This window comes from Micromonospora sp. NPDC023888 (genome assembly GCF_040639415.1).
Classification (GTDB): domain Bacteria; phylum Actinomycetota; class Actinomycetes; order Mycobacteriales; family Micromonosporaceae; genus Micromonospora.
In genome coordinates this window covers 98,898-123,130 of record NZ_JBEZZW010000016.1, presented here as the reverse complement: position 1 = coordinate 123,130, position 24,233 = coordinate 98,898, and the positions used below count along the sequence as shown (strand labels likewise).

The 24,233-nt window shown below is 73.3% G+C and carries 21 protein-coding genes and 1 pseudogene; 13 read left to right on the top strand and 9 right to left on the bottom strand.

Annotated features, from left to right (window positions below; all coding sequences use genetic code 11):
- The first annotated feature begins 24 nt into the window (after positions 1-24).
- Entirely contained in the window at positions 25-1,482 is a 1,458-nt protein-coding gene (locus AB0F61_RS17005; RefSeq protein ID WP_357810135.1) for a PLP-dependent aminotransferase family protein, read from the top strand.
- Between the two features lie 63 nt (positions 1,483-1,545).
- Here the strand turns inward: AB0F61_RS17005 and AB0F61_RS17000 are convergent, their stop codons facing one another.
- The 3 genes from AB0F61_RS17000 to AB0F61_RS16990 form a co-directional block, all read right to left on the bottom strand.
- A complete protein-coding gene (locus AB0F61_RS17000) occupies positions 1,546-3,372 on the bottom strand; it encodes a long-chain fatty acid--CoA ligase (RefSeq protein WP_357810132.1) in 1,827 nt (608 codons plus the stop codon).
- A gap of 138 nt (positions 3,373-3,510) precedes the next feature.
- A complete protein-coding gene (locus AB0F61_RS16995) occupies positions 3,511-4,386 on the bottom strand; it encodes a terpene synthase (protein WP_357810129.1) in 876 nt (291 codons plus the stop codon).
- Positions 4,387-4,585: 199 nt separating this feature from the next.
- Positions 4,586-5,215: a TIGR03085 family metal-binding protein gene (locus tag AB0F61_RS16990; RefSeq protein ID WP_357810126.1), complete on the bottom strand. Its 630-nt coding sequence runs from the start codon at positions 5,213-5,215 to the stop codon at positions 4,586-4,588.
- A gap of 173 nt (positions 5,216-5,388) precedes the next feature.
- On the opposite strand from AB0F61_RS16990, the gene AB0F61_RS16985 reads away from it, so the two are divergent.
- The 3 genes from AB0F61_RS16985 to AB0F61_RS16975 all read left to right on the top strand — a co-directional run bounded on the left by AB0F61_RS16985 (position 5,389) and on the right by AB0F61_RS16975 (position 10,126).
- Positions 5,389-7,272 carry an ABC transporter ATP-binding protein gene (locus AB0F61_RS16985; RefSeq protein ID WP_357810123.1) on the top strand — a complete coding sequence of 628 codons (1,884 nt, stop codon included), beginning with the start codon at positions 5,389-5,391 and terminating at the stop codon, positions 7,270-7,272.
- Between the two features lie 233 nt (positions 7,273-7,505).
- The gene (locus AB0F61_RS16980; RefSeq protein WP_357810120.1) at positions 7,506-9,284 is read left to right on the top strand and encodes an ABC transporter ATP-binding protein; all 1,779 of its coding nucleotides are present in this window, start codon (positions 7,506-7,508) and stop codon (positions 9,282-9,284) included.
- 92 nt (positions 9,285-9,376) lie between these two features.
- Entirely contained in the window at positions 9,377-10,126 is a 750-nt protein-coding gene (locus AB0F61_RS16975; protein WP_357810117.1) for a DUF2470 domain-containing protein, read from the top strand.
- Between the two features lie 84 nt (positions 10,127-10,210).
- Here the strand turns inward: AB0F61_RS16975 and AB0F61_RS16970 are convergent, their stop codons facing one another.
- The 3 genes from AB0F61_RS16970 to AB0F61_RS16960 all read right to left on the bottom strand — a co-directional run bounded on the left by AB0F61_RS16970 (position 10,211) and on the right by AB0F61_RS16960 (position 12,377).
- Positions 10,211-10,807: a TetR family transcriptional regulator gene (locus tag AB0F61_RS16970; RefSeq protein ID WP_357810114.1), complete on the bottom strand. Its 597-nt coding sequence runs from the start codon at positions 10,805-10,807 to the stop codon at positions 10,211-10,213.
- A 62-nt stretch (positions 10,808-10,869) separates the two neighbouring features.
- Positions 10,870-11,625 carry an ABC transporter permease gene (locus AB0F61_RS16965; protein ID WP_357810112.1) on the bottom strand — a complete coding sequence of 252 codons (756 nt, stop codon included), beginning with the start codon at positions 11,623-11,625 and terminating at the stop codon, positions 10,870-10,872.
- Entirely contained in the window at positions 11,622-12,377 is a 756-nt protein-coding gene (locus AB0F61_RS16960; protein WP_357810109.1) for an ABC transporter ATP-binding protein, read from the bottom strand. The genes AB0F61_RS16965 and AB0F61_RS16960 overlap by 4 nt, the downstream gene beginning before the upstream one ends.
- Before the next feature lie 194 nt (positions 12,378-12,571).
- On the opposite strand from AB0F61_RS16960, the pseudogene AB0F61_RS16955 reads away from it, so the two are divergent.
- From AB0F61_RS16955 to AB0F61_RS16940, 4 genes and pseudogenes are all read left to right on the top strand, one after another.
- Positions 12,572-13,258: pseudogene (locus tag AB0F61_RS16955) on the top strand (phosphoribosyl-AMP cyclohydrolase); the annotation flags it as partial.
- A 180-nt stretch (positions 13,259-13,438) separates the two neighbouring features.
- Complete coding sequence (gene hisI, locus AB0F61_RS16950; RefSeq protein ID WP_357810218.1) at positions 13,439-13,870, top strand: phosphoribosyl-AMP cyclohydrolase; 432 nt, start codon at positions 13,439-13,441, stop codon at positions 13,868-13,870.
- 58 nt (positions 13,871-13,928) lie between these two features.
- Positions 13,929-15,482, top strand: a complete 1,554-nt coding sequence (locus AB0F61_RS16945; RefSeq protein ID WP_357810107.1) for an anthranilate synthase component I — start codon at positions 13,929-13,931, stop codon at positions 15,480-15,482.
- Positions 15,483-15,717: 235 nt separating this feature from the next.
- Positions 15,718-16,302, top strand: coding sequence for a Trp biosynthesis-associated membrane protein (locus AB0F61_RS16940; RefSeq protein ID WP_357810105.1), 585 nt, complete (start codon positions 15,718-15,720; stop codon positions 16,300-16,302).
- Positions 16,303-16,319: 17 nt separating this feature from the next.
- On the opposite strand, the gene AB0F61_RS16935 is transcribed toward AB0F61_RS16940, so the two are convergent.
- Positions 16,320-16,589: a hypothetical protein gene (locus tag AB0F61_RS16935; protein WP_357810102.1), complete on the bottom strand. Its 270-nt coding sequence runs from the start codon at positions 16,587-16,589 to the stop codon at positions 16,320-16,322.
- A 487-nt stretch (positions 16,590-17,076) separates the two neighbouring features.
- On the opposite strand from AB0F61_RS16935, the gene trpC reads away from it, so the two are divergent.
- From trpC to trpA, 3 genes are read left to right on the top strand one after another with little or no spacing between them, the layout of a single operon-like run.
- Positions 17,077-17,880, top strand: a complete 804-nt coding sequence (gene trpC, locus AB0F61_RS16930) for an indole-3-glycerol phosphate synthase TrpC (protein ID WP_355032734.1) — start codon at positions 17,077-17,079, stop codon at positions 17,878-17,880.
- Positions 17,881-17,914: 34 nt separating this feature from the next.
- The gene (gene trpB, locus AB0F61_RS16925) at positions 17,915-19,153 is read left to right on the top strand and encodes a tryptophan synthase subunit beta (protein WP_357810099.1); all 1,239 of its coding nucleotides are present in this window, start codon (positions 17,915-17,917) and stop codon (positions 19,151-19,153) included.
- A gap of 1 nt (position 19,154) precedes the next feature.
- Entirely contained in the window at positions 19,155-19,958 is an 804-nt protein-coding gene (trpA, locus tag AB0F61_RS16920; protein ID WP_357810096.1) for a tryptophan synthase subunit alpha, read from the top strand.
- Positions 19,959-20,057: 99 nt separating this feature from the next.
- Here trpA and AB0F61_RS16915 read toward each other — a convergent pair whose 3' ends face one another.
- Positions 20,058-20,720 (bottom strand): NUDIX domain-containing protein, encoded by a 663-nt coding sequence (locus AB0F61_RS16915; protein ID WP_357810093.1) that lies wholly within the window; start codon positions 20,718-20,720, stop codon positions 20,058-20,060.
- Positions 20,721-20,821: 101 nt separating this feature from the next.
- On the opposite strand from AB0F61_RS16915, the gene lgt reads away from it, so the two are divergent.
- Complete coding sequence (gene lgt, locus AB0F61_RS16910; RefSeq protein WP_357810090.1) at positions 20,822-22,015, top strand: prolipoprotein diacylglyceryl transferase; 1,194 nt, start codon at positions 20,822-20,824, stop codon at positions 22,013-22,015.
- A gap of 15 nt (positions 22,016-22,030) precedes the next feature.
- Positions 22,031-23,218, top strand: coding sequence for an NAD(P)/FAD-dependent oxidoreductase (locus tag AB0F61_RS16905; protein WP_357810087.1), 1,188 nt, complete (start codon positions 22,031-22,033; stop codon positions 23,216-23,218).
- A gap of 20 nt (positions 23,219-23,238) precedes the next feature.
- Here AB0F61_RS16905 and AB0F61_RS16900 read toward each other — a convergent pair whose 3' ends face one another.
- Complete coding sequence (locus AB0F61_RS16900; protein WP_357810084.1) at positions 23,239-24,084, bottom strand: GNAT family N-acetyltransferase; 846 nt, start codon at positions 24,082-24,084, stop codon at positions 23,239-23,241.
- Positions 24,085-24,233: the final 149 nt, after the last annotated feature.

The following is a 24,233-nucleotide window of genomic DNA, read 5'->3' as shown; positions in this document are numbered from 1 at the left end:
AAGCCAATATCCGAGGAGTGGCTCATGACAGGGCAGGTGCGCGGCGTCCAATTGGCCCGTCTGCTCGGTCAGTGGCACGCTCTGCCAGGCCGGCGGCGCAGCCCCGACTACGCCGCTCTGGCCGGTGCGGTGCGCGGCCTGCTCGCCGACGGCCGGTTGCCGCTGGGCGTCCGACTCCCGGCCGAACGGGAGCTGGCCGAGGCGCTGCGGATCAGCCGGACCACCGTCACCGCCGCGTACCGGCAGCTACGCGAGACCGGGCACCTGGCCAGCCGCCGGGGCGCCGGCAGTTGGACGATGCTGCCCGGCAACCACCGGGTGGCCAGCACCGGCCTGTGGACCCCGCTCGACGACCGGGACATGCTCGACCTCGGCGTCGCCGCGCTGGCCGCCCCGCCGCAACTCCTCACGGCCGCCCGGGCGGCCACCGAGGACCTGCCCCGATACCTGGGCGGGGCCGGCTACCACCCGACCGGCATCATCGAGCTGCGCGAGGCGGTGGCCGACGCGTACACCGCCCGGGGTCTGCCGACCTCGGCCGACCAGATCATGGTCACCAGCGGCACCCAGCACGCCCTGGACCTGGTCTTGCGACTCGCGCTGGCCCCCGGCGGCAACGTCCTGGTCGAGTCCCCGACGTATCCCAACGCGCTCGCCGCGCTGGCCGGCCGGCGGGCCCGGATCACCACCCACGGCCTGGCCGCCGACGGCGCTGGTTGGGAGCCCGACCTGCTGCTGGGCAGCCTCCGGCAGACCCGGCCCAAGCTGGCCTACCTGATCCCGGAGTTCCAGAACCCGACGGGGCACCTGATGCCCGCCGCACTACGTGAGCGCGTGGTGGCCGCCGCCCACGCGGCCGGCACCGACCTGGTCATCGACGAGTCCTTCGTGGACCTCGCGCTGGACGGCACCGAGCTGCCACCCCCGGTCGCCGTCTTCGACCGGCACAGCCGGGTGATCAGCATCGGCGGGATGAGCAAGCCCTACTGGGGTGGCCTGCGGATCGGCTGGGTGCGCGCCTCCGCGCCGCAGGTGCAGCGGCTGGCCGCCGTCCGGGTCGGCGTGGACATGGCCAGCCCGGTGCTGGACCAGTTGGTCGCGGTGCACCTGCTCGCCGACGCCGAGGCCATCGTCGCCGACCGCCGCGTCCAGTTGACCGGCCAGCGCGACGCCCTGCTCGGCGCGCTGGCGCACCGGCTGCCGGACTGGCGGGTCACCGTGCCCCGCGGTGGTGTCACGCTGTGGGCCGAGTTGGACGGCCCGGTCTCCAGCGCGCTGGCCCGGGCCGCCGAGGAGGTCGGCGTACGGCTGGCGCCCGGCCCCCGGTTCGGCCTGGACGGCACCCTGGAGCGTTTCCTGCGGCTGCCGTTCACCCTGCCCGCCGTGGACCTGGTGGAGGCCGTCGGGCGGATCGCGGCGGTCCGCTACGACCTGGACCGGGGCGGCCGGCAGCGGTGGCGGGAGCCGGCCGTCATCGCCTGAGACCGACCGACGACGAGCCGGTGGCCCCCGTCCGGGTGGGGACGCGGGGCCACCGGCGACGCGTCACAGCTCGGCGAGGCTGCCGGCGTACATCTTGTCGATCTCGGTGGCGAAGTTGTTCTCCACACCACGCCGCTTGATCTTCAACGACGGGGTGATCTCGCCGTCCTCGATGGTGAGATCACGGGGCAGGATCGCCACCTTCTTGATCTGCTCCCAGCGGTTGAGCTTGGCGTTGAGCTGGACGACGTACTCGTCGATCATCGTCTGGGCCTCCGGCGAGGCGACGATCTCGGTGTAGCTGCGCCCCTCCAGCGGCCCGCCGGCGACCCAACCCCGGATCGCGTCCGGGTCCAGCGTGACAAGCATCGTGCAGAAGTTGCGAGCCTGGCCGACGACGACCGCCTGGGAGGTGTACGGGCAGATGGCCTTGAACATCCCCTCGATGTGCGACGGGGCGATGTACTTGCCGCCCGAGGTCTTGACCAGGTCCTTCTTGCGGTCGGTGATCTGGAGGTAGCCCTGCTCGTCGAGGGTGCCGATGTCACCGGTACGGAAGAAGCCGTCCTCGGTGAACACGGCGGCGGTCTCCGCGGGCAGGTTGTGGTAGCCGCGCATCACCGGCCGGCCGCGCAGCAGGATCTCACCGTCGGCGTCGATCCGGCACTCCAGGTCACCCAACGGCTGGCCCACAGTGCCGATGCGCAGCCCGCCCGGCGGGTTGACGAAGTTGCCGGCGCTGGTCTCGGTCAGGCCGTAGCCCTCCGAGATCGGCAGGTTCGCCGCGGCGAAGAAGGTGGCGATCTCCGGGCTGAGCGGGGCGGCGCCGGAGACCAGCACCCGCATCCGGCCGCCCAGGCGGGCCTGTAGCTTGCTGAACACCAACTTCTCGGCCAGCGCGTAGCGCAGCTTCAATCCGCCCGGCACCGGCTTGCCGGCCTGTTCCAGTGCCACCTTCTGCTTGCCGACCCGGACGCCCCAGGCGAAGATCTTCGCCTTCGCGCCGCCCGCGCTCTGCGCGGTGGTCACCGCCCGGTTGTAGACCTTCTCGAACACGCGGGGGGCGCCGCACATCAGCGTCGGACGGATCACCGACAGCAGGTCGACAAGCTTGTCCACCCGCCCGTCGACGTAGGTGGGCAGCCCCACGTGGGTGGCGCCGCAGAGCAGCGTCTTGCCGAACGAGTGCGACAGCGGCAGCCACAGGTACTGCAGATCGTCGTCGAGCAGCAGCCCGGCCTCCGCCTGTGCCACGGCCTCCCAGCACCAACCGCCGTGCAGCAGTTCGACACCCTTGGGGCGACCGGTGGTGCCCGAGGTGTAGATCAGGGTGGCCAGGTGGTCGGGGCCGATACCGGCCACGAGCATGTCGATCAGTTCCGGTTCGGCGGCCAGCGCGCGGGTGCCCCGCTCCTCCAGCTCGGCGAGCGTCAGTTGCGGGATCGCGGCGGCGGGGTCGACGGCGCCGTCGAGGAGCACCACATGGGTGAGCGCGGGCAGGTCGGCGCCGACGATCTTCGCCGCCTGGGTCGGGTTCTCCGCGAACAGCACCTTCGACCCGGAGTCGGCGAGGATGTACGTCGCGTCCGCCGGCTCGGTGGTCGGGTAGACGGTGGTGGTCGCTCCACCGGCACACATGATGCCGAGGTCGACGATCACCCAGTCCAGCCGGGTGTTGGCGAGGATCGCGACCGGGTCCTCCTGGCCGATGCCCAGGCCGTGCAGGCCGGCGGCGACCGCCTTGGCGCGCTGGCCGACCTGCTCCCAGGTCAGCCAGACCGGCCCCGAGTCGTCGGCGTTCGGGGACGCGAACGCGTGCCGGTCGGGGGTGGCCGCCACGCGCTTGAGGAACATGTCCGGGATGGAACGGTACGGTACATCGAGAGCCATCGCTGTAGCCGCCTTCGGGGGTGGTGGCGTGACGGTCGTCACGTCATGATGGTTACCGAAGAGTATTGCCTGGCGCGGTGCGTCGGCTAGCCCTGGTGATCGTCCGGCCGTCCGACCCCACCGACCGGTGCTCTCGAATCAGGCGTACCGGGCGGCCACGACTGACCAGTCGTAGGTGGCACGCACCCAGTTCCGCCGCGCGGCAACCGCCTGTCGCATGCCGTCGTCCCCGCTGACCAGCAGCGGCTTCTCGACATCGAGGTACGCGGCCAGCCGCTTGTTGAACTGGTCCGCCGCGGCCCGCAGCGCGCTCGCCTCGTCCGCGCCCTGGTCGCGGGCGAGCACCGTCACCAGGTTGTGGGCGTCCGGGTCCACCTGGCTCTCCTTGCCGTAGGAGAAGAGGTCGTTGCACCAGCAGACCAGGTCCACCGCCAGCAGATCCAGGGTGACAAGCGCCGGATCGGCATGCTGGGTCGACCCGAGTGGCTGGGCCGCCGCCAGGTCGGTGAGCGTGAGGCACGGGCGTACGCCGCCGATGTGTCGCCGCAGTTGGAGGTACTCCGCCACCTCGGGTACCCGCCGACGCTCCCGGTTGGCCGCCTCCCAGAGCAACGCCAGCAGGTACTCCCGCATCTGGCTGACGAACCGCAGCAGCAGAGCCGGGTGGTCGTGCAGCCGGGTGCGGCGGCACAGGTCGTGCAGCGCGTCACCGAGCGGCCCGACGGCGGGCGGTACGACGTCCGGGTCGCCGCACCGGTCCAGCACGTCGATCAGGGTGCTGACCGCCGGTCCCAGCCGGGCCGGGTCGGCGCCGAGGCCGTCCTCGTCGCAGGCGTCGTCCATGACGAAGAGCCAGCTGATCAGGTCGGTGAGCAGGCGCAGCCCGTCGACCGACCCGTCCGGGCAGGCGCGTCCGGCCAGACCGGCGGCGTCGGCGCGTTGCAGCCGGTGCACGCGCTGGCTGGAATCGACCAGCCCGAACGCGCGCGCCCACTCGACGCTCTCCGTCGCCACCTGCTCCGTGGCCCCGTGGTGCCGCGCACGAAAAGGTGGCTCCCGCAGCGCCGAAATCGCGAAATTCCGCACAGTGCGCCCCCACTTCGTACCGCCCGGCGCGGAGCGGCGCGGTGAAGCGTACGGGAGAAGACATCAGCGTGTTTCGCTGGGTGTGGGGAACGCCACACTTGACTTGTGACCGCTTAAGCTCAGGGAGTCACATGCCCAGGTTGGCGACCCGCAGTCGCCGCGCGCCCTCTGCCGTGCCGTCCAGTTGGACCCTCGCCACGCGCTGCCGGCCGGAGAGGAACAGGACCAACTCGGCGGGGGCGCCGACCAACCGCAGCGGTTCCCCGCCCCGACCGACGGAGATCTCGCCGTGACCGGGTGCCTGCACGTAGAGGTCCGCCGGGAAACGGCGCAGGGCCAGCCGGGCCAGCGGGGCGGCGCGCTTCCACAGGGCGCTCTGCAAGCCGGCGGGCAGGTCGCGCCGCTGCCACCCGGAACCGGCCCGCCGCACGTCCTCGTGATGGATGAAGAACTCCATCGTGTTCGCCAACTCGTCGGTCAGGGGGTTGCTGACCGGGCTCCACAGCGGCGGCCGTCGGACCTGCGCCACCAGCTCCGGGTAGGGCCCCGCGGCGAGTCGGCGACGCACCCGTTCGGCGTAGCCGCGCAGCGGCGGCAGCACGATCCCACCGGCCGCGTCCGGTCGGCGCTCCCGCAGCACCAGGTGCGCGGCGAGGTCACGGGTCGCCCACCCCTCGTTGATCGTCGGGGCGTCCGGCCCGAGGGCCAGCAGGAGATCGGCCAGCGCCTCGCGCTCGGCTCGGGCGTACCGCGGCATGGGCCGATCGTAGGCCCGGCCGCTCGCTGGCGCGCGACACCGGCCGCCGACTCGGCGTCCGCCGCTCGCCGCCATCCGGTACGTGATGGTCGACATATCCGGACCGGGTCGGCAGCGCTGGCCCTGACCGGTAAGGATGAGGGAGATAATTGCGGCTTACGGCGGGGGAAAGTGTGGCGAGCAGGACAAGTCGGGACGTGCTCAGCCGGGGGCTGGGGGTCCTGAGGCAGGCGATCCGCGAGCAGCCCCGGATCTTCACGGTCGCGGTCGTCGGCAGCGTGCTCTTCGGCGGGATGATCATCGTCAGCGCACGGGTCGTCGGGACGGTCATCGGTGAGGTGGCGCTGCCGGCCATCTCCCGCGGCGAGGTGGGCGCCGGGACCCTGGCGCTGGCCGCGGCCGCGTTGTTCGGGATCAGCGTGCTGCGGGTGGCGGGCATCTTCGGGCGTCGGCTCGGCGCCGGCTACATGCAGTACCGCCTCCAGGCCTCCTACCGTCGCCGGGTCACCCGTCGCTACCTGGAGCTGCCGCTGTCCTGGCACCACCGCAACTCGACGGGCACCCTGCTGTCCAACGCCAACTCCGACGTGGAGGCGGCCTGGTACCCGATCGCACCGCTGCCCTTCGCCGTCGGCACGGTGGTGATGCTTGTCGGCGCGATCGTGTCGCTGTTCGCCACCGACTGGGCGCTCGCCCTCGTCGGCCTCGCGGTCTTCCCCGCGCTGTTCGCGCTCAACGTCGTCTACTCCCGCCGGATGGCACCCCGGCAGGCCCGGGCGCAGCGCCTGCGCGCCGAGGTCAGCGGCATCGCCCACGAGAGCTTCGACGGCGCCCTGGTGGTCAAGACCATGGGCCGCGAGGCCCAGGAGACCGCCCGCTTCGCGGACCGCGCCGGTGAGCTGCGCGACTCGCTGATCGCCGTCGGTCGGCTGCGCGGCGTCTTCGACCCGCTGTTGGAGACCCTGCCCAGCCTCGGCACCCTCGCCGTGCTCGTGGTCGGGGCGTTCCGGCTGCGTCAGGGCGCGATAAGCGTCACCGAACTGGTGAGCGTGGCCTTCCTCTTCACCGTGCTGGCCTTCCCGGTGCGGGCCATCGGCTGGGTGCTTGCCGAGCTGCCGCGCAGCGTCGCCGGCTGGGACCGGGTCCGCCGGGTGCTCGACGCCACCGGCGAGATGCCGTACGGGCAGCGGGTGCTCGACCCGGCCAGCGCCGGCCCGGCCACGCTCACCTTCCACGACGTGCACTTCTCCTACCCGCCGGCCGAGGCGCACCAGGTCGGCGCGCAGGTCCTCGGCGAGGTCGGCTTCACGGTGCCGGCCGGGCGGACGGTGGCCCTGGTCGGGCCCACCGGCGCCGGCAAGTCGACGATCGCCTCGCTTGCGGTGCGCCTCGTCGACCCGGACTCCGGCACCGTCACCGTGGACGGGGTGGACGTGCGCGAGCTGACCGCCGCCTCGCTGGCCGGCACTGTGGCGTTGGTCGCCCAGGTGCCGTTCGTCTTCGACGACACGGTCCGCGCGAACATCGCCCTCGACCGGCCGGGCATCGACGACGAGGCGGTCTGGGCGGCGCTGCGGCTCGCCGAGGCGGACGGGTTCGTCGCCGCGCTGCCCGAGGGTCTGGACACCATGGTCGGCGAGCGGGGCACCTCGCTCTCCGGTGGGCAGCGGCAGCGGCTCACCCTGGCCCGCGCGCTTGCCGGCCGGCCGCGCCTGCTGGTGCTCGACGACGCGACGAGCGCTGTCGACCCGCGGGTGGAGGCGGCCATCCTGGCCGGTCTGCGGTCGTCGACGGCCGAGCCGGGCGCGCCTGTCGCGTCGATCCTGGTGGTGGCGTACCGCCGGGCCACCATCGCGCTCGCCGACGAGGTCATCTACGTGGAGCAGGGACGGGTGCTCGCCCGGGGCACGCACAGCGAGTTGCTTGCCACCGTGCCCGGCTACGTCGACCTGGTCACCGCCTACGAGCAGGCGGAGGTCGACCGCGCGCAGGAGAGCGCGTACGGCGACGAGGTCGTGCCGCTGCCCTCGGGCCTGGAGATCGAGGTGGACCGGTGAGCGCGAGGAGTGCAGCGCAGCGGAGCCCCGCAGTCGCGAACGGAAGGCGGGTCCGGTGAGCGCGAGGAGTGCAGCGCAGCGGAGCCCCGCAGTCGCGAACGGAAGGCGGGTCCGGTGAGCGCGAGGAGTGCAGCGCAGCGGAGCCCCGCAGTCGCGAACGGAAGGCGGGTCCGGTGAGCGCGAGGAGTGCGGCGAGGCGGAGCCCCGCGGTCGCGAACGAGAGGCGGGATCCGGTGACGACGACGGTGGACGGTGCCAAGCGGGAGGAGACGACCTGGCAGACCCTGCGCCGGGGTCTGGCGCTCTCACCGGAGCTGCGGACCGGCCTGGCCGGCACCCTGGCCCTGGCGTTGGTCTACATGGTCGGGCGGGTGGCCGTGCCGGTGGCGGTGCAGCAGGGCATCGACCGTGGCATCGTCGGTGGCCTGAATCTGGACGTGGTCTGGTCGGTGGTGGCGATCACCGCGGCGATCCTGACGCTCACGACGGTCTGCGGCTACCTGATGATGCGCCGGCTGTTCACGGTCAGTGAGACGGCGCTGGCGAACGTACGGACGCGGGCGTTCCGGCACGTGCACGACCTGTCGATGTTGCACCAGCAGTCGGAGCGGCGGGGCTCGCTCGTCTCCCGGGTCACCAGCGACGTCGACCAGATCACCCAGTTCCTCCAGTGGGGCGGGGTGATCCTGCTGGTCAACCTCGGTCAGCTCGTGGTCACCACAGCCGTCATGCTCGCGTACTCCTGGCAGTTGACCCTTGTGGTGTTGGCGGCGTTCCTGCCGGCGGTGTTCGTGATCCGGCAGTTGCAACGCCGGCTGGGCTCGGCGTACGCGACGGTGCGTCAGCGCACCGGCACGCTGCTCGGCACGATCGGCGAGAGCGTGGTGGGCGCGCCGGTGATCCGGGCGTACGGGATCGCGGGGCGCACCGAGCGGCGGTTGGACGAGGCCATCGACGGGCAGCGGCTGGCGCAGCAGCGGGCGATCCGGATCAGCATCGTGGGCAGTTCGGTCGGCGAGTTGGCCGCTGGGCTCGCGTTGGCGGGTGTGGTGGTGCTCGGGGTGACGCTGGGGGTGGACGGCACGCTGTCGATCGGCCAGTTGACCGCGTTCCTGTTCCTGGTGACGCTGTTCATCCAGCCGGTGCAGATCGCCACCGAGGTGCTCAACGAGGCGCAGAACGCGATCGCCGGCTGGCGTCGGGTGCTGGATGTGCTGGACGTCGCCCCCGATGTGGCCGACCCGGGGGAGCAGGGGCGCAAGCTGCCGGCGGGGCCGCTGGACATCCGGTTCGCCGGTGTGCGGTTCGCCTATCCGGGTGGCCCGCCGGTGCTGCACGACATCGACCTGGAGATTCCGGCGAAGAGCAGGGTGGCGGTGGTCGGCGAGACCGGCAGCGGCAAGACCACCTTCGCCAAGTTGCTGACCCGCCTGATGGATCCGTCGGCCGGGGCGGTGCTGCTGTCCGGGGTGCCGCTGGCGGAGGTGCGGTTCGACTCGCTGCGTTCCCGGGTGGTGATGGTGCCGCAGGACGGGTTCCTCTTCGACGCGACGGTGGGGGACAACGTCCGGTTCGCCCGGCCGGAGTTGACCGACGAGGAGCTGAGCGTGGCCTTCACCGAGTTGGGCCTGTCGGACTGGCTGGAGGGTCTGCCGGCGGGTCTGCACACGCCGGTCGGCGAGCGCGGCGAGGCGCTCAGCGTCGGTGAGCGGCAGTTGGTCGCCCTGGCCCGCGCGTACGTGGCCGACCCGGACCTGTTGGTGCTCGACGAGGCGACAAGCGCGGTGGACCCGGCGACCGAGGTGCGCCTGCAACGCACCCTGGACGCGGTCACCAGGGGGCGGACCACGCTCGCGATCGCGCACCGGCTCTCCACGGCGCAGGCCGCCGACGAGGTGATCGTGGTGGACCGGGGGCGGGTGGTGCAGCGCGGCCCGCACGACGAGTTGGTCCGCGACGCCGACTCGGTCTACGGCCTGCTCTACGCCTCCTGGCTGGAGCAGACCCGGTGACGCGTCCCCGCTGCACGGGTGTGGTGGACGCCGACGGGCAGGTGCTCTAGGCTCCGGGTTAGGTAAGCCTAACCTTCGAAGGAGGTCGCGCCATGCGGCCCACGCCCGCCGAGATCGTTCGTACCCTTGTCGCCGGCCGCCTGCCCGGTCTCGTCCATCTCGCGCACCGGCCGAGCCCGCACCACGCCCGGCACGTGACCGACCCGGACGGGCGGGTGCTGCTGCTGGTGCCGGTGGCCAGCCACCTGGCCGCCGCGCTGCAACCGGTCGCCGGGGTCAGCGACGTCGCGGTGGTGCTCGACGTGCTCGACCTGCCACCCGCCGCCGGTGCGCCCGGTCTGGGGCGGGCCTGGGTCTCCGGCTGGGCGGGCGAGCTGCACGGCGACGAGGCCCGCCGCGGGGCGCTCGACTTCGCCGCTGTGGAGCCGACCGGCGACCTGCTCGACCTGGGCACCCGGTTCCGGTTGTTCCGCTTCGAGGTGGTCGAGGTCCGTTGGGAGCGCGCCGGCGCCGTGCACCGGATCGACCCGGGGGAGTACGCCGAGGCGGAGCCGGACCCGGTGCACCCGGTGGAGGCGCGGCTGCTCGCCGACCTCGCCGAGCGCCACGGTGCCCAGGTGACCGAGTACCTGCGCCGGCAGCTCGGCCTGACCGAGCAGACCCTCGACGGGCCGCCCCGGGTGGTGCGCATCGACCGCTACGGGCTGGTGGTCGCCCTCGGCCACCCCGGCGCCCGACGTCGGATCCGGTTGGCGTTCCCCGGCCCGGTGGCCGACCCGGCCGACCTGCCGCGGCTGCTGCCGCCGCTGCGCCTCCCCGCCGGCGCCCGCCGACCGCGCTGACCGCACGCGCCGGCGCCCGCCGACCGCGCTGACGGCGCTGACGGCGCTGACCGCGCCCGGTGCCGCGTTGGCCGCGGGGCTGCCTCAGGCCGGCAGCGGCCCGGTGAGGTAGCGCTGGATCGTCGGGCCGATCGCGGCGACAAGGGTTTCCGGGTCCGCCGAGGCGACCGGCTCCAGTCGCACCACGTGCCGCATCATGGCCAGGCCGATCATCTGGGTGGCCACCAGGGAACCCCGCAGCGGCAGTTGGGCCGGATCGACGTCGAGCTGTTCGAGCACCCGCCGCAGGACCTGGGTGGCGACGAACTCGCGCAGCAGTCGAGCGGTCCACTCGTTGCTCACCGCGGAGCGCAGCAGTGCCTGGGCGGCGCTGCCGGCCGGTGAGTCCCAGATGCCCAAAAAGGTGCGCACCATCCGCTCACCGACGCCGTCCTGGTCGCCGGAGAGCACGTTCGGTACCAGCTGAGCCGGATCGAAGGGAAAGTTCATCGCGGCCAGGAAGAGCTGGTCCTTGCTGCCGAAGTAGTGGTGCACCAACGCCGGGTCGACGCCCGCGGTGCCGGCGATGGCGCGGATCGAGGCGGAGTCGAAGCCACGCTCGGCGAACGCGGTGCGCGCCGCGTCGAGGATCGCCTCCCGGGTGTCCGGGTTGCCGGGTCGCCGGCCGGTCCGCCGCGTCATCGCCGCCCCTCGTTCGTCCACGTGGGCAGCCGTGGGCCGGTCTGCCCACGGCTGCCGCAGCCTCACCCGCTGCGTCGGCGCAGGGTGGCCGCCGCGAGCACCAGCGCCAGCACCACCGCGCCGAGCACCACCGCCACGTCCCGCCACATTGTGCCGGTCGGCTCGGCGTGGGCGCCGACCTCCTGCAACGCCTCGATGGCGTACGACAGGGGGAAGGCGTCACTGAGCGCCTGGAGCCAACCGGCCATCTCGTCGCGGGCCACGAACAGCCCGCACAGCAGCAGTTGGGGGATCACGACGACTGGCAGGAACTGTACTGCCTGGAACTCGGTGCGGGCGAAGGCGCTGCACAGCAGCCCGAGGGCGACGCCGAGCACGGCGTCGACGACCGCGATCCCGATCACCAGCCCGATGCTGCCGGCGGTGTCCAGATCGAAGACCCAATACGCCACGGCGGCGGCGACCGTTGCCTGCGCGGCGGCGGCCAGCCCGAACGCGATGCCGTAACCGAAGAGCAGGTCGAGTTTGCCCAGCGGCGTGGTGAGCAGACGTTCCAGGGTGCCGGAGGTGCGTTCGCGGAGCATGGCGATGCTGGTCACCAGAAACATGATCACGAAGGGGAAGATGCCGAGCATCACGAGCGCGACCCGGTCGAACGTGGTCGGCTGTCCGGGTGGGGTCGGCTGGTCGGCGTACATGAAGTAGACGAGGGTGAGCAGGACGGTCGGCACCACCACGAGCAGCGCGATGGTCCGCCGATCGTGCCGGAGTTGACGCAGGATGCGGCCGGTGGTGGCCGCCAGGATCCGGGGGTTCATGACTGCTCCTGTCCGGCTTTCGTGACGGTGCTGGTCGGGCCCGCCTCGCCGGCCCGGATCAGGCGCAGGAACGCCTCGTCGAGGTCGTCCACACCGGCGGCGGCGCGGATGGCGGCCGGGCTGTCGTCGGCGATCAACCGCCCCTGACGGATCAGCAGCAACCTGTCGCAGCGGGCCGCCTCGTCCATCACGTGGCTGGACACCAGCAGGGTGGTGCCCGCTGCGGCCATCGCGTGGAACCGGGCCCACAGGTCGGCCCGTAGCACCGGGTCCTGACCGACGGTCGGCTCGTCGAGAATGACCAGCTCCGGCTCCCCGACCAGGGCGCAGGCCAGGGAGGCCCGGCTGCGTTGACCGCCGGAGAGGGTGGCGACCAGTTGGCCGGCGGCCTCGGCAAGCCCGACATCGCTGATCGCCCGGTCGGCCTCGACCCGCCCGCGCCCGTAGAGGGCCGCGAAGTAACGGGCGTTCTCCCGGACGGTCAGGTCGGCGTAGACGCTCGGCGCCTGGGTGAGGTAGCCCACCTGGTGCCGCAGCGCCGGGCTGCCCGCCGGCTGCCCAAGGACGGTGACCGTCCCGCCGCTGACCACCTGCACCCCGACCACGGCGCGCATGAAGGTGGTCTTGCCGCTGCCGCTGGGGCCGAGCAGCCCCGTGACGGCGCCGCGGGGGACCCGGCAACTGATGCGGTCCAGCACCCGCCGCCCGCCCCGGTCGACGACCAGGTCGCGGACGGCTATCGCGTCGTCCATCGTGCACCTCCAAAAAACTCATCATCTGTTGAACTCAACGCTAGATGAAATATCGGTCCGGGCGCAACGGCGAAGTCCGGTGCGCGAGTGCCCGGCGTCACGGAGAGCATGAGAACGGGCAGTAGGTTCCGGACCGGACACCAAGTCCGCCACCGGGCATTGCGCGCCGATCGGACGTACGGCACGATGGCGCGGTGGGTCACGCTCCGTTACCGAACAGCGGTTTTCTTGAGGACTGGGCCGCACGGTTGCGGCAGGGCGCCGAGCGGCCGGTCGTCGGCATCCTGCTGCGCGGCAGCCACGCCCGCCGGGCCGCCACCGCGCACAGCGACGTCGACCTCGACGTGCTCGTCGGCGGCGCACCGTACGCCGCGCGGCAGGCGTACCTGGCCGAATCCGCAGGCCGGGTCACCCACGTCTCGGTCGCCGCCCGCGACGTCCGCTCCTGGGTGCACCGGCTCGGCGAACCAGCCGACTGGGCGTTCGGGCTGCCGGTCACCGCGCCGGCGCGGCTGCTCTGGGCCGACCCGCACTGGCGGCCACGAATCGACCTGCCGGTGCTCTGCCAGCCCGCCGAGCCACCCCGGCTCGAGGAGCTGATCGCCACTCTCGGTAAGGCAGCCGCCGCCCGGTCCGCCCACGACCGCCTCGGGGTCCGGCTCGCCGTCGCCGATTTGGCCCGACTCTGCCCATCGGTGCTGCGCCCAGCCAACCCGTCGGTACGGGTCCACTCCCGCCGGGCGGCCTTCGCGGCGGCCCTGGACCTGCCGGTGGCCCCACCCGGCTACCGGGCGGACATGCTGCTCTGCCTCGGGCTGCGACCGGGCGCCACCGGCCAGCTCTGGGCCGCCGCCGTACGGCTGGTCGCCGGCACCCTGCCGTTGATCCGGCCGTACGCCGAGGAGATCGCCGAGGCGGCCGGCGCGGACCTGGCCGCCGCCCTGGTCGACGGTCGGCTGGATCGTTACGTGGCCCAGCTGGCCCGACCCGACGGGCCCACGCCGCAGCCCCGCCGGGAGCGGTCGCCGGTGCCCGCGCCACGTGCGGGACACTTGGACACTGTGTCCGTACCTGACTCGCCGACGACCGGCGTCCCCAGCGCTCCGAGCGACCCGGTGGCCTCCGGGTCGGCTCGCCCGTCCCGACTCGACGCGGCCATCGCGGCCCGGCTGCGCCGCACCGCCGACGGTCTGGTCGCCGCGGTCGTCCGCGCGCACGACTCCGGTGAGGTGCTGATGGTCGCCTGGATGGACGACGAGGCCCTGCACCGCACCCTCACCACCGGCCGGGCCACCTACTGGTCGCGCAGCCGACGCGAATACTGGGTCAAGGGAGCCACCTCCGGGCACCACCAGTACGTCCGCTCGGTCGCGCTCGACTGCGACGGAGACGCGTTGCTGATCAGCGTGGACCAGGTCGGTGCCGCCTGCCACACCGGCCACCGGACCTGCTTCTTCACCGAGTTGCCCGTCACCGCCCCGGAGGCACGGTGAGCGCGCGCAGCGCAGCGCGGCGCAGCCCCGCAGCCGCGAACGAAAGGCAGACCCAGCCATGACCGACGGCACCGTCAGCCCCGACCTGGGCACCTTCACCGAGCTGGCCGCCGACTGGCGGGTGGTGCCGGTGACCCGGCGGCTCCTGGCCGACGCGGAGACGCCGGTCGGGGTCTACCGGAAGCTGGCCGGTGGGCCCGGCACGTTCCTGCTGGAGTCGGCCGAGCAGGGGGTCGGCTCGGCCGGCCTGGCCTGGTCGCGATACTCGTTCATCGGGGTCCGCAGCAGCGCCACCCTCGTCGAGCGGGACGGCGTGGCGACCTGGCTCGGCCAGCCGCCGGCCGGGTTGCCCACCGAGGGTGACCCGGTGCGGGTGCTGCGGGAGACGGTGGCGGCGCTCGCCGGCCCGGTCGGGGACCCGTCCGACGGTCTGCCGCCGCTGACCGGGGGCATGGTCGGCTACCTCGGCTACGACCTGGTTCGCCGCTTCGAGCGGCTGCCCGACCTGACCGAGGACGACCTCGGCGTGCCGGAGTTGGGCATGATGCTCGCCACCGACCTGGTGGTGCTCGACCACTACGACGGCTCGGCGATCCTGGTCGCCAACGCGGTGCTGCCGCCGCTGGACGCCCCGGACCGCGCCCCGCAGGTCGCCGCCGCGTACCACCACGCGGTGGGCCGGCTGGACGCGATGACCACGGCGCTGTCCCGGCCCATCCCACCGATGATCTCCACCGTCGAGCGTCCGCCGGTCGGGGAGGTGCTCTGCCGTACGCCCGACGGCGGCTACCCGAAGGCGGTGGAGGCCGCCAAGGAGGCGATCCGCGCCGGCGAGTGCTTCCAGATCGTGCTCTCCCAGCGCTTCGAGCGGCCGACGCACGCCGACCCGCTGGACGTCTACCGGGTGCTGCGCACCAGCAACCCCAGCCCGTACATGTACCTGCTGCGCTTCGACGGGTTCGACATCGTCGGCTCGTCCCCGGAGGCGCACCTGAAGGTCACCGGTGGCGCGGGCGGACGGCGTCGGGCCTTGCTGCACCCGATCGCTGGCACCCGGCCGCGCGGCGGCACCCCCGCCGCCGATGCCGTGCTCGCCGCGGAGCTGCTCGCCGACCCCAAGGAACGGGCTGAGCACGTGATGCTTGTCGACCTCGGCCGCAACGACCTGGGCCGGGTGTGTCAGCCCGGCACCGTGGAGGTGCCCGAGTTCGCCACCATCGAGCGGTACAGCCACGTCATGCACATCGTCTCCACCGTCACCGGCACGTTGCGCGACGACCAGAGCGCGTTCGACGCGCTCGCCGCGACCTTCCCGGCCGGGACCCTCTCCGGCGCGCCGAAGGTACGGGCCATGGAGATCATCGAGGAGTTGGAACCGGTTCGCCGCGGCCTCTACGGCGGCACGGTGGGCTACTTCGGCTTCGGCGGCGACCTGGACATGGCGATCGCCATCCGGACCGCGCTCATCCGCGACGGCCGCGCTTACGTGCAGGCCGGAGCCGGGGTGGTGGCCGACTCGGACCCGGCCGCCGAGGACCAGGAGACGCGGAACAAGGCCGCCGCCGTGCTGGCCGCGATCGCCGCCGCCGAGACGTTGCGGCCGGCCCGGTGAGCGCGAGGAGTGCAGCGCAGCGGAGCCCCGCAGTCGCGAACGAAAAGCCAGCCTCGGTGAGCGCGAGGAGTGCAGCGCAGCGGAGCCCCGCGGTCGCGAACGAAAAGCCAGCCTCGGTGAGCGCGAGGAGTGCAGCGCAGCGGAGCCCCGCGGTCGCGAACGAAAGGCCAGCCTCGGTGAGCGCGAGGAGTGCAGCGCAGCGGAGCCCCGCGGTCGCGAACGAAAGGCCGGCCCGGTGAGCGGCGGCGAGCGGTCCGCCGAGGGTCGGCGCGAGTTGGCGTACGCCGTGCTCCTCTGCCTGGTCGGCGCGGCCCTGGCGCTGTGGGCAGCGACGCGGACCTGGTCGGTCGAGCTGACCGTGCGCCCGGCGCCGCTTCCGCCGGTACGCGACACCCGCAGCGGTGCCGCGCTGCTGCCCTGGCTGCCGGCGTTGGCTCTGGTGACGTTGGCCGGCGGTGGCGCGGTGCTGGCAACCCGGGGGCGGCTGCGGCAGGTGCTCGGCGCGCTGCTCGGCGTGCTCGCCCTGGCTGTTGCGGCCGGCGGTGGGTACGGGCTGGGTGTCGACGGCTTGGCGCAGCGGCAGTGGCCGGTGCTCTGCCTGGTCGGCGGCCTGCTGGCCGCCGTGGGCGGTTTCTGGACGGCGGTGCGCGGTGGCGGCTGGCCGGCGATGGGCGCCCGGTACGAACGGCCGGCCCGCACCGCTGGGCAGGCCGCGCCCGCGCCGACCGGCACGCCGGAGCCGCCCGGGCCGATGGCCGGGCGGCGGACGACCGAGGCGTGGGACGCGCTGGATCGGGGTGAGGACCCGACGGCCGACTGACGCGACGGCCGGTGGTGTCAGCCGACTGGCTGACGGTCCCGCTGCGGTCGCTGACGGGCGGCGCGGGCGGCGGTCAGTTCGGCCACCAGGCGGTTCAGTTCGGCGCGCTGGTCGGCGCGGGCCCGGTCGGCGCAGACCGCCTCCCAGGCGTTGCCACGCGCCGTGCGCATCCGCCCCTCGCCCACCACGGCCCGCTCCAGGGTGTGCACCACCCCGACGGCGAGCGACGCCACCGTCCGCGAGATGGTCGTCAGGCCGATGGTCTGCTGCGGCTCGGACATGCTCATGGTCACCTCGCACGAGGAGTTGCGACGGTCGGGGCAGGCGCGCCATCGAGTCTGCCCGAGGACGATGCTGGCCGGCTGACGTTTCGCCGTCGTGACCGCCCGGTCAACTGTCCCGCCTCGGCCGTGACCAGGGACCGTCCGTTCGGCCTTGAGCTTGCTCACAACATCGACGGTCGCCGTTGTCGTCGGGCGCCGGTGCGGAACTGGTGGCATGATCGATGCAACGGCACGCTCTGATCGCGGCCGCCAGGCTCCATACCGCGTGACGATTGTCGATACGGGAGGTGGCGCTGCGTGACATACCGTTCACGGCAAGTCGGCCATTATGCCGCAGCCCTTTTCGTGAGCAGCGCCATACCCCCGGCATTCGGCGTCGGTCGGCTGCCCCTAGCATCGGCCCATGACGCCCGGAGAGGGGAGTCCGTTGGTGACTGCTGAGCATGCGCACGCGGAGGGGGACGAGGCCGGTCAGGCAGCGTCCGTAAGCGTGCTCGACGAGATTCTGGCTGGCGTGCGTGAAGACGTCGCCCGACGCCAGGAGCAGGTTCCGCTGGAGCGGATCCGTGAACTGGCAGCGGCGGCGCCGCCGCCGCTGGACGCGTACGCGGCGCTGCGTAAGCCCGGCGTGGCCGTGATCGCCGAGGTGAAGCGCTCGTCGCCGTCCAAGGGGCGGCTGGCCGAGATCGCCGATCCGGCCGACCTGGCGGTCGACTACGCCGCGGGTGGGGCGCGGGCGATCAGTGTGCTCACCGAGGGGCGCTGGTTCGGTGGCTCGCTCGACGACCTGGCGGCCGTCCGTGCCGCGGTCAGCGTGCCGGTGCTGCGCAAGGACTTCGTGGTCTCCAGCTACCAGGTGCACGAGGCGCGCGCGCACGGTGCCGACCTGGTGCTGTTGATCGTGGCCGCGCTCGAGCAGAACGTGCTGATGGGCCTGCTGGAGCGGATCGAGTCGCTGGGCATGACCGCGCTGGTCGAGGTGCACGACGAGGAAGAGGCCGACCGCGCGCTGGAGGCGGGCGCTCAGGTGATCGGGGTCAACGCCCGTGACCTGCGTACCCTGGAGGTCGACCGGTCGGTGTTCGAGCGGATCGCCCCCGGCCTGCCCAGCAGCGTCGTCAAGATCGCCGAATCCGGCGTTCGGGGCCCGCACGACCTGATCCGGTACGCCTCCGCGGGTGCTGACGCGGTCCTCGTGGGCGAGGGCCTGGTCACCCAGAAGAGCCCTCGCGAGGCGGTCGCCGAGCTGGTCAACGCGGGTAACCACCCGGCAACGCCCCGGCCGGTGCGCTGACCCCGCACCGGACGCCCCACCGAGAGGATTTCCGATGAGCGCCGACGCGCTGGCCCCGGTGGCCGGCCCGCAGCCCGACTCCGCCGGCCACTTCGGCCGCTTCGGCGGTCGGTTCGTTCCCGAGGCCCTGGTGGCCGCGCTCGACGAGCTCGACGGGGCGTGGCGCACGGCGATGGCGGACGAGTCGTTCCGGGCTGAGTTCGGCGCGCTGCTGCGCGATTACGCGGGTACGCCGTCGCTGCTCTACGAGGCCCGGCGGTTCTCCGCGAAGCTCGGTGCGCGGGTGCTGCTCAAGCGTGAGGACCTCAACCACACCGGCGCGCACAAGGTGCGCAACGTGCTCGGCCAGGCGCTGCTCACCAAGCGGATGGGCAAGACCCGGGTGATCGCCGAGACCGGCGCCGGCCAGCATGGTGTGGCCACCGCGACCGCCGCCGCCCTGTTCGACCTGGAGTGCGTGGTCTACATGGGCCAGGTCGACACCGAGCGGCAGGCGCTCAACGTGGCCCGGATGCGGATGCTCGGCGCCACTGTCGTTCCGGTCACCAACGGCTCGCGCACCCTCAAGGACGCGATGAACGAGGCGATGCGCGACTGGGTGGCGAACGTCGACGAGACGCACTACCTGATCGGCACCGCCGCCGGTCCGCACCCGTTCCCGGCGATGGTCCGCGACTTCGTCCGGGGCATCGGTGACGAGGCCCGTCAGCAGTGCCTCGACCTCACCGGCGCGCTGCCGGACGCGGTCACCGCCTGCGTCGGCGGCGGCTCCAACGCGCTTGGCATCTTCCACGCGTTCGTCGGTGACGAGGACGTGCGGTTGTACGGCTTCGAAGCCGGCGGCGACGGGGTGGCCACCGGCCGGCACGCGGCCAGCATCACCGGTGGGTCGGCAGGTGTCCTGCACGGCACCCGCACCTATGTGCTGCAGGACGCCGACGGGCAGACGCTGGAGTCGCACTCGATCTCCGCCGGCCTGGACTACCCGGGCGTCGGGCCCGAGCACGCCTGGCTGCACGACACCGGCCGGGCACGTTACCTCCCGGTCACCGACGACGAGGCGATGGCCGCGTTCGAGCTGCTCTGCCGCACCGAGGGGATCATCCCGGCGATCGAGAGCGCGCACGCGCTCGCCGGCACCGTCGCGCTGGCCCCGAAGCTCGCCGCCGAGCTGGGCCGGGAGCCCACCATCGTGGTCAACCTCTCCGGGCGGGGCGACAAGGACGTGCACACCGCCGGCGACTACTTCGGCATCCTCGACAAGGAGCGGTGAGATGAGCCGGATCGGGGTGGCCTTCGACAAGGCCCGCGCCGACGGGCGGGCCCTGCTGATCGGCTGCATGCCGGCTGGGTTCCCGACCGTCGACGGCAGCATCGCCGCGATGACCGCCATGGTCGAGGCCGGCGTCGACGTCATCGAGGTGGAGATTCCCTACTCCGACCCGGTGATGGACGGGCCGGTGATCCAGAAGGCAAGCGACATCGCGCTGGCCGGCGGCGTCCGCACCAGGGACACGCTGCGCATCATCGAGGCGGTGGCGGCCACCGGCGCTCCGGTGGTCACCATGACCTACTGGAACCCGGTCGAGCGGTACGGCGTGGACGTGTTCGCCCGTGACCTGGCCGCCGCCGGTGGCACCGGTCTGATCACCCCCGACCTCATTCCCGACGAGGCGGCCGAGTGGCTGGCCGCCTCGGACGCCCACGGACTGGACCGCACGTTCCTGGTCTCCCCGTCCTCCACCGACGCGCGGCTGGCGATGACCGTGCAGCACTGCCGCGGTTTCGTCTACGCCACCGCCGTCATGGGTGTGACCGGCGCGCGGGCGAGCACCTCCGACGCGGCACCGACGCTTGTCTCCCGGGTCCGGGACGTCACCGACCTGCCGGTGGGTGTCGGTCTCGGTGTGGGCACCGGTGCGCAGGCCGGCACCGTCGCCGGTTACGCCGACGGGGTGATCGTCGGCAGTGCGCTGATCCGGTGTCTGCTCGACGCGCCCACCGAGGCGGAGGGGCTGGCGGCCCTGCGTGCCCTCAGCGCCGAGCTCGCCGAGGGCGTGCGCAACCCCGCCCGCTGACCCGCCCGCGCCGACCTGTCGGTGCTCGTGCAGGCCCGCCAGCGAAGCGGCGCGGGCTTCCGCGGCCACGCGCCGGACCTCCGGGCGCTTACGGATCTGTCAGTGGCGCAAGGAGGGGTCCGGGGCCTCGCCGCGTTGCTCCGGTGGCTGCCCCGCTCCCGGCTGCCCGTCCGCGCCCACGCCCGGCTGCCCGTCCGCGCCCACGCCCGGCCGTCCGTCCTCGTCCACGCCCGGCTCGCCGTCCTGCGCGGTCGTCGGCCAGCCCTCCTCGGCTGGGCGAGCCGCCGGCGGCGAGGTGTCTACGGCACCGGGCACCCGGCGGACCGCGCGGAGCACGCCGGAGCGGCCGGCGGTCGCGTCGGCGACGGCGGCCCGGGTGAGCGGGGTGACCGCCTCGGGCAGCGCGTCGGGGGAGTGCCAGGACAACCGACAACCAGGCGGTGGGCCGGCCGGCGGGCGGTCGTCGGTGGCGTGGGCCCGAAAGACGTGTACGAGGACGTCCGGCAGCGGCGCGGCGCGTCCCGGCGACGACTGCCCGCTGGGGCCGGTCAGGTGGTAGACGCCGATCAGGTCGACAAGTTCGATCTGCCAGCCGGTCTCCGCGCGGATGTCCCGCAGGGCCGCCTGCACCGGGCTCTCGGTCGGGCGCAGCCGCCCGCCGGGTAGCGCGTGGCGGCGCTCACCCCGGCCCTGCCGGCAGAGCAGCACCCGGCCGTCGTCGTCGTTGACGACCGCGGCGACCGCCCAGGTGAGCGCGCTCATGGACAAAGAGCGTACGGCGGCGCAAACCAGAAGTCACCGAGACGCGCGCTCCCGCGACCGGGGTGCCGCTATGGGGGTGTGCAGCGGTAGCGTGTGCACCCGTGACCCTCGCCTCGCTGTCCCCCCAGGCGGCCCTGCCCAGTCCCAGCACCGCGGTCTGGCAACTCGGGCCGGTGCCGATCCGGGCGTACGCGCTCTGCATCATCGCCGGCATCGTGCTGGCCTGCTGGGTGACCGAGCGCCGGCTGCGGCAGCGCGGCGTCGCGCCCGGCGCGGTGCTCGACATCGCCGTCTGGGCGGTGCCGGCCGGCATCATCGGTGCCCGGATCTACCACGTCGTCACCTCACCGGAGAAGTATTTCGGCGCGGGCGGTGAGCCGATGAAGGCGTTCGCCATCTGGGAGGGCGGTCTCGGCATCTGGGGTGCCGTCGCCGGTGGCGCGGTCGGCGCGTGGATCGCCGCCCGGCAGCTCGGCATCCCGTTCGGCGTGGTGGCCGACGCGCTGGCCCCCGGGCTGCCGCTGGCCCAGGCGGTCGGCCGGTTCGGCAACTGGTTCAACAACGAGCTGTTCGGTGGCCGGACCACCCTGCCGTGGGGCCTGCAGATCCACCGGATGGACCCGGACAATCCGGGGCACGCGCTGCGGGACGACGCCGGGCAGCCGATCCTCGAACCGGGCCTCTACCAGCCGACATTCCTCTACGAGGCGTTGTGGAACCTCGGCGTCGTCGCCCTGGTCCTCGTTCTGGACCGCCGGCTGAAGCTGGGTCGTGGCCGCGCGTTCGCGCTGTACGTGATGGGCTACACCGTCGGCCGGTTCTGGATCGAGCTGATGCGCACCGACGAGGCCAACCAGATTCTGGGCGTCCGGCTCAACGTGTGGACCGCCGCCCTGGTCTTCCTCGGCGCGTTGATCTACTTCGTCAGGGTGCGCGGCCCGCGCGACTACCTGATCCCGCTCGGTGCGGCGGCGACGCCGACCCCGACGCCCGCGTCCGACCTGTCCCAGGTCGACCTCTCGGAGCGCGAGACCCCCGCGCGGGCCACCGCTCCGGAGGGATACCGGGTGGTGCGCGAGGAGCAGTACGCCGCCTGGCAGGCCACCGGCGTCATCCCGCCGGAGCCGGCCACCGACCAGGACTCCCGGCCGGGCGACGGGCCGCTCGGTGACGCGGCGCCCGTCGACGGCCCGTCCAGCGACGACGAGGACGACGAGCCGGTGGACGAGCCGTCGGCTGCGCGTGCCGACCGGGCCGACGCCGCCGGCGTGCGGCCCGCCGACCGGGACAGCTGAGCGGGGGCGGCACCGATGCGAAGCGCGGTGGTGGTCGGCGCAGGGGTCGGTGGCCTCGCGGTGGCCGGCGCGCTGGCCCGCTCCGGTTGGCAGGTCACCGTGCTGGAACGCGCCGAACGGGTTCGCCCCGAGCCGACCGCCGTGGTGCTCTGGCCCAACGGTGTCCGCGCGTTGCAGGCCCTCGGCCTCGGCGCGGGCCTCGCGGCCATCGCCACCCCGCTGGCCGACGGCGGGGTCCGCCGCCCGGACGGGCACTGGCTCGTGCAGCCTCGGCCCATCCCGGCCGACCGGATGCCGGTGATGGTGCACCGTGAGGACCTGCACGACGCGCTGATCGCGGGCCTCGGTGAGCGGGTCGAGCTGCGTACCGGCGTGACCGTGCGGCACGTCCGGGTCGAGCCGGGCGAACGGCCGGCGGTCAGCGACGGACGGCACACCATCGAGGCCGACCTGGTGGTCGCCGCCGATGGCACGGACAGCGGGATCCGCCGTCAACTCGCCCCCGAGTCCCGGGTGGTCAGCTCCGGATGCGCCGCCTGGCGGGCCGTCATCCCCTGGTACCAGGCGCCTCGGCTGCCCGACGACCAACCACTGGCCGGCGAGATCCTCGGTGCCGGTTACCGGTTCGTGGCCGCGTCGTTGGGTGATCGCGGCTCCTCGGGCGGGTCGACCCGGGGCGGGATCTACTGGGTGGCCACAGCCGCCGGCGCTCCTCGCCCGGAACCCCCGGAGACCCAGCTCGCCCTGCTGCGCCGCTGGTACGCGGGCTGGCCCGCCCCGATCGGCGCGCTGCTCGACGCCACCGACCCGGCCGACCTGGTCCAGCAGGAGGTCCGCGAGCTGCGGCCGCTGCCCCGTGCGTACGGCTTCCCCGTCGGGCCGGGCGGGGTGGTGCTGCTCGGCGACGCGGCGCACGCCATGCCGCCGCACCTTGGGCAGGGCGCCTGCCTCGCGTTCGAGGACGCCGCCACGCTCGCCTCACTGCTGCGTGAGGCGCGACTGCCCGACGCGGTCCAGGCGTACGACCGGGTGCGCCGCCCCCGGGCCGCGACTGTGGTCCGGCAGACCCGGCGGATGTCGGCGGTGCTCCAGGCCCGGGGCCGGTTGGCGTTGCGCGCCCGGGACGCCGCACTCGGCACGATCAACACCCGGCTGCTCTCCAGTGCCGCCTCCTCCGCCGCCCAGTGGCGTCCCCCGGCCTGACAGCCGGGCGGCGGGAGCGGTCAGGCGATGAGCGCAGCGGGTTCGGCGATGCAGGCGGTGCCGATGCGGCGGAAGCCGACCCGTAGGTAGACCCGGGCGATGTCGTCGCTGCCCGCGGAGAGAAAGATCAGGTCGGTGCCGGCCGCGTGCAACTCCCGGGCGAGGGTGGCGGTGAGCGCGGCGCCCAGCCCGCGTCGGCGGGCGGCCGGCAGCGTGGCCACGCCGGCGATCTCCGCGACGTCGCCCACCCGCATGGCCATGCCGCTGGCCAGCGCGCCGTCGGTCGACGTCCCGGCGAGCGCGGAGATCCGTCGGCCGTCGGCGATCCGGACCCGCTCCTCGTCGAGCGCGGCCACCTCGAGTTCGGTGACGGCGGCGTCCCGCTCGGCCGGGCCGGCCTCACCGGGCGCGGTGCCGGCGGCGGCGAACGACACCGCTGCCACCGCGCGCCGGGCCGCGACGTCGGCGGCGAAGCCGGGGGAGTCCGCCGCCAGCACCCGCACCGGTACGTCGGACAGCGTCGCCGGATCGGGCAGCGCGGCCGGGTCGAGCACCATCAGCGGTGCCTCCAGCACGTGCAGCCCCGCCGAGCGGGCCACCGCCAGCAGCTCGGGAGTGGTCTCGTGCACCCACTCGAAGGCTTCCGGCAGGCCCAGCTTGCGCTGCCGCTCGCGTACCGCTGTCACGTCGGCCAGGGACGGCGGCTCGGTGGCGCCGATCCGGGGGCGGGCGTAGAACGGCCAGCCGGCACCCTCGCGGACGAACAGCACCAGCCCGCCATGGTCTTCAGCACCGGCGACGTCGCGGGGCACCGCGTCGTAGAAGTGTTCCAACCGGTCGAAGATGTCCTTGTGTAGCGGATCCACCGCGCGAGACTACACGTCCCAGACTATGGACGGTGTGATCAATCTCAGGTGGCAGTGCGAGCCTGGCCCTAACGTAGACTCAATAGACCCACGGGCCGACGTCGTCCCCAATCATGATCAACCTGAGTGACGACAGGAGGCCCGGTGGC